This is a genomic window from uncultured Amaricoccus sp. (assembly GCF_937858865.1).
In the GTDB taxonomy this organism is placed as follows: domain Bacteria; phylum Pseudomonadota; class Alphaproteobacteria; order Rhodobacterales; family Rhodobacteraceae; genus Amaricoccus.
Genome location: NZ_CALLYO010000350.1, coordinates 1 through 5,208, shown reverse-complemented (window position 1 = coordinate 5,208; position 5,208 = coordinate 1). Strand labels below are relative to the sequence as shown.

Genomic DNA, 5,208 nt, shown 5'->3' with positions numbered 1-5,208 from the left:
CGGCCGGCGGCGGTGTCGATCCGCTCGGCCGCGAACGGCGCCAGGACCTCGATCCGACCCGCCGCGATCGCCCGGGTCGCCGCAAGGCCGAGGGCGCCCCGCTCCGGCAGTTGATCGTTGAGGCCGCCGCCGAGCAGCCTGTCGATCCGCTCCCGCCGCAGGGCCCAGATCACCTCGGTCGCCGGAGCCTCCTCCTGAAGGCGCAGCAGGTCGAGCGCGACATTGATCGCCGAGTGTCCGCCACCGACGACCAGGATGCGTTGCCCGGCATAGCCGGCGCGCTCCCGGCCGAGCACGTCGGGGATCCCGTAGGCGATGTGCGCGGCCTGCTTCTCCCCGGTCACCGGCAGGCCATCGACGCCCATCGGGTTCGGCGATCCCCAGGTCCCCGAGGCGTCGAGGACGGCCCGGGCTTCGGTGCGGTGCTCGCGACCTTCCGCGTCATGCCAGAGAACCACGAGGGGCGCCGCCGCCCGGTCCGACGACCCAAGCTTGTCGAGCCCTCGGCGGGTCACCGCGGTCACGCGCGCCCCAAGGACAATGCTGGACGCGAGCGCAGGATGGTCGGCCAGCGGCGCGAGATAGTCGCGAATCAGGTCGTGTCCGGTGGGAACCTGTTCGGGCGCCGGCGCCTGCCATCCGGTCTCCTCGAGCAGGCCGCGCGCCGCGGCGTCGATGTTGAACCTCCAGGGGGAGAAGAGCCGGACATGTCCCCAGGCAGAGACGGCCGAGCCCACGCTCGGTCCTTGCTCGAGGACGAGCGGCGCGAGACCCCGCTCGAGGAGCCGCGCCGCCGCGGCCAGGCCCACCGGGCCGGCGCCGATGACAACGACCGGGAGCGCTTCGATGGTCATCTTGTTTCCTTCCATTATTCCGGGTTTACCGAACTATCCGGCACGAAAAATCAGGCGGCAGTCTCCGTGGCCTCATCATCGAGGCCCGCGTCGGCGCAGCACTCGTCGGCGAGGAATCCGAGCAGGGCGTTCATCGCCGGATAGTTTGCCCGGCAGAGCAGGGTGGTCGCTTGACGCTCCTGGCTGACGAGGCCGGCGTCGATCAGGCGCTTGAGGTGGTGGGAGAGCGTCGATGCGGCGATGCCGACGCGCGCCTGCAGGCGGCCGACGGGAAGACCTTCGTTCCCGGCGCGGACGAGGATGCGATAGACGCGGAGCCGTGTCGGTCGTCCGAGGGCTTCGAGCTGGCGGGCTGCTGTTTCGACATTCATCGAAATATGCAGACTCAGTCAGCGACGGCCGTCAAGACCCGCTCATTTTCCGGACGGACGCAATTCCTGCGCGCCGGGGAACCTGACAAACCTCGGCACGGGCCCAACGCAAGAAGGCGAAGTGACCTGCCCCCTTCCTGATCCCTCGATTTGAGTGAGCCGAAGGAGACGGACGTGAGGAAGAGCAGGTTTACGGAAGCGCAGATCATCGGCGTGCTGCGCGAGCAGGAAGCGGGCGGGACGACCGACGAGGTCTGTCGCCGGCACGGGATCAGCCCGCAGACCTTCTATCGGTGGAAGGCGAAGTATGGCGGGCTCGAGGTTTCGGACGCGCAGAAACTGAAAGCGCTCGGGGACGAGAACCGGCGGCTGAAGAAGCTCCTGGCCGAGTCGATGCTGGACGTGGCGGCGTTGAAGGATCTCTTGGGAAAAAACTGACCGGGCTCGCGGCGCGCCGGGAGGCCGTGCTCCGCCTGATGGCCGAGCGCGGCATCTCCCAGCGGCGCGCCTGCGAGCTGGTCCGGATCGATCCCAAGACCGTGCGCCACGATCCCGATCCGGGCGACGGCGACGTACGCGAGCGGCTGCGGAGCCTGGCGGCGGAACGACGCCGCTTCGGCTACCGGCGGCTCGGCATCCTCCTCGAACAGGAAGGTATCACCATGAACCGGAAGAAGCTCTACCGGCTCTATTCCGAGGAGGGGCTGGCCGTGCGCCGCCGCCGTGGTCGCAAGCGCGCGACCGGGACGCGCGCACCGATGGCGCTGCCGGACGGGCCGAACCAGCGCTGGAGCCTCGACTTCGTCTCCGACGCCCTCGACTGGGGGCGCCGCTTCCGCATCCTCGCCATCGTCGACGACTTCACCCGCGAGGCGCTGGCCCTGGTCGTCGACACCTCGATCGGCGGCAGGCGCCTGGTGCGCGAGCTCGACGCGCTCGTCGCCCGCCGCGGCAGGCCCGCCGTCATCGTCAGCGACAACGGCACCGAGATGACCAGCCGGGCCGTCCTCGAATGGACCAACCGCACCGGCATCGCCTGGCACTATATCGCGCCGGGCAAGCCGCAGCAGAACGGCTTCGTCGAGAGCTTCAACGGCCGGCTGCGCGACGAATGCCTCAATGAGGAGGTCTTCGCCACCCTCGCCGAGGCCCGCGCCGTCATCGAGCGCTGGCGGCTCGACTACAACCTCGTCAGGCCGCACTCGGCCCATGGCGGCTTGACCCCGGACGCCGTTCGCAAAGACCCCGCCGCCGGCCGTCTCCGCCACCCCAACCGCTCCGCCGGCCGGCCGCTACCGTCGGCGACAGAGACCCGCTATCAAACCCAAGGGCTCTCGCAATGATCGAGGGACCGGAGGGGAGCAGGTCAGAAGCTCACCCGACGACCGCTTGGGGAACCAAACCTCCGAGCGCCATGGGTCTGCGCCAATGGCCGCCAAGCCCGAGGCGCAAATCTCAAGTCCGGGCCCGTAGGAAGCTCGATAGGTTCGAACTCCTGCTCAGTGGGGTGCCGTTGATCCCCGAGCACGTCCGCGCCAACGCTTCGATCATGCCGCCGCCACCGCCCAGGCGCAGGGGCAGACGCCGAAATCCCGCAGCCGCGAAAGCACCCGGCTCGGCTGGCTGAAGCGCTCGCTCGCGATCTATCGCCTGGCCTTCGGCCAGCCACGCCAGGACGACTTCCTGGCGTGCCTGGCACGGGTTGGCGGGACGCTTTCTCCCGAGGAGATGGCGGAGCTGCAGATCCGTCTCCGGCCGTTGGGTCGGGGGCTCAGTCTGCAGTGACCCTCTGAGACACAAGATGCGGGGATTGCGATCCCGCGCGGATTGGGTGGAGGGAGGTACTTCCGAAGTTCCTTTCCGCGGCGGAATCCACCTGTACCTTTCCTAATCCCGCTTCTCGCGGGCGTGGCCGAGAGGCCCCGGCTCCCTTGGACTGCACCCGGGGGCTCTCTTGCCCGTCTCTTGGCTCGGACCAGCCGATCGACGCCGGTAGTGCTGGACGACGCTACAAGCCGGATGAGATTGCCAGCAAGGCGGCATCACGCAGGGCCAGTCCGACGCGAAAGCGAAGCGGTCGAGGGGTCGTAGGCGTAGCCAGTGATTGTCCCATCCCGAATCTTCTCAATCGCCTCGTCTATCACGAAAAGGGGGACGAGAAACCACTCTCGTGGCACGATCGGATTGCCGAGGCGATCCTTGATCTCGATATCGAGACGAGCGGCACCGAAGATGCGATGGATGAGGCCTTCAAGCTTGCTACGGGCGATGTTGTAAAGTTCGTAGGTGGCGACAATCTCGACGTCGGCCATGAGGAAGGTCGGGTCGAGGCGGGCGTTCGCGATGCGACGGGGCACGTCGCCGCCCGTCACGCCGATCTTGTGAAGAATTGCACGGTTGGCGGCGACGATCGGGTTGTCCGACTTGCTGCGCAGGACGTAGACGACCCCGCTCGGCTCGTCGCCCTCCTCGCTCTTGTCGGCGAAGAGAGGGCCTGCGGAGGGCTCGACGATCCGCCGGCCGGCAGGGTCCTGCTGCAGGGCCTTCTGGAACGATCGCATCAGCAGGTTGCTTTCCGTTCCGTTGTCGAAGATGACCCGGAGCCGCGCCTCCGTATAGCCGTGCTCGTTGATGTAGGGCTCATCCATCGACGCGACGTAGGCCTTCTGGCCGCCGAGGACGTAGAAGCGGCCGGCCGCGATCTCGGACTTGCGCTCGAAGCGACGCGTCTGGCGGAGCCCTGAGGAGAGTTCGTCCTGCACGCGCTCGAAGATCGGTCGGAAGTGTTGGAAGTCCTCGCACCTCTGTCGGTTAGCGATCTCCTGGGCCGCGCGCTTTTCCTCAGACGAGCGCACATGGCGGAGCGTCGTGACATCGACCTCGGTCCCGGACTCCTCGACGCCGAGCTGGGCCAGCAGATCGTCGTCGTCGATTTCCCCGACGGCCACCGGCCCTCCGCCAGTGAGGAGACCTTGCCGGTCCATCGGCTCCACCAGCGCCCGACACTCTCCCAACTCGCGGATGCGGTCGAGGCGCACCGCGTAGAGGCGCTCGAAGATGTCGCGGTCTTCACCGTGCTGCGGTGCGTGTCCGTGCACCTCGACGAACCGCTGGATCTCCTCGAAGCCGGCGATGATCCGCTCCTCTCGCGGTGTCCGGCTTCCGGCCTTCCTGACCTCCGCCTCGACGCCCAGCTCGGCGAGGAGGGCATCATCCTCGTCGGTGAACTTAGACACCCGTCGCCTCCGACCGTGCGCGCTGAAGGAAGGCGACGCCCTCGGCCATGCGCTTCTCCCAGGCGTCGGGTGAGGTGATCGACGGCAAGCGGCCGCGCTCCTGCTTGAAGCGGAGCGCCCGCTTCGCCAGGTCGCGCGCTTCCTCGATCGTCATCTGGACCTTCTTTGCGCCGATCACCGCCGCGACCTGCTTCAGGCTCTCCTCGCTCATCGCCTTGGCGAGGATCGCGTAGGCCTCGCCAAAGGGGTTGATCCGGTCGATCAGGTCGATGTCGAGCTGTCGGACGTCCATCGCGAACTTGCGAACCCCGTCAACGAAGGCGGTGTTGGCGCTGCCCTCGCCGTCGATCCCGGCGAGAGACGGCTCCTTGGCCTGCTGCGCGAGATTCAGGGCGGCGATGGCGTGCTGGCGCACCGCTTCCTGATCCTCGTCGTCCAGCTCAGGATACTTGTCCTTGATGATCTTGCCGAGGCGCAGCTGGGTCAGCTCCTCCGGCACCACCTCCGGGTCGAAAAGGCCGCGCTCGATCGAGGGCTTGTCCTGGACGAAGGCCGCGATGACCTCGTTCAGGTCCTGCTGGCAGATGCGCTGCGCCTCGTCGCTCTTCGGCGGGACGAGGCCTTTGATCTCGATCTGGATCTGTCCGGTCGTGGCGTTGAAGCCGACGTTGCTTTTCGTCGGGTCGTAGCCGCCCTCGCCGTAGTCGAAGCCCTCGGTCGGGCCGCTGGCCTGGGCCTTCGGCTTGA

At 67.6% G+C, this 5,208-nt stretch carries 4 protein-coding genes and 1 pseudogene; 1 reads left to right on the top strand and 4 read right to left on the bottom strand.

The annotated features are described in order from the left end of the window. On the bottom strand, positions 1 to 854 hold an 854-nt coding region (locus Q0112_RS10140), incomplete at its 3' end, for an FAD-binding protein (RefSeq protein WP_297974759.1). 50 nt (positions 855 to 904) lie between these two features. Beyond that, positions 905 to 1,225 carry a helix-turn-helix transcriptional regulator gene (locus tag Q0112_RS10135; RefSeq protein ID WP_297974756.1) on the bottom strand — a complete coding sequence of 107 codons (321 nt, stop codon included), beginning with the start codon at positions 1,223 to 1,225 and terminating at the stop codon, positions 905 to 907. Between the two features lie 174 nt (positions 1,226 to 1,399). On the opposite strand from Q0112_RS10135, the gene Q0112_RS10130 reads away from it, so the two are divergent. Next, positions 1,400 to 2,568, top strand: a protein-coding gene (locus Q0112_RS10130; protein WP_297974752.1) for an IS3 family transposase whose coding sequence is annotated in 2 segments (ribosomal slippage) — positions 1,400 to 1,658 and positions 1,658 to 2,568 — 1,170 coding nt in all. Because the reading frame shifts where the segments join, the coding sequence is not laid out codon by codon here. Positions 2,569 to 3,267: 699 nt separating this feature from the next. On the opposite strand, the gene Q0112_RS10125 is transcribed toward Q0112_RS10130, so the two are convergent. Next, positions 3,268 to 4,461, bottom strand: a complete 1,194-nt coding sequence (locus Q0112_RS10125; protein ID WP_297974749.1) for a GIY-YIG nuclease family protein — start codon at positions 4,459 to 4,461, stop codon at positions 3,268 to 3,270. Further along, positions 4,454 to 5,208: pseudogene (locus Q0112_RS10120) on the bottom strand (DEAD/DEAH box helicase); the annotation flags it as partial. The gene Q0112_RS10125 and the pseudogene Q0112_RS10120, both read right to left, overlap by 8 nt.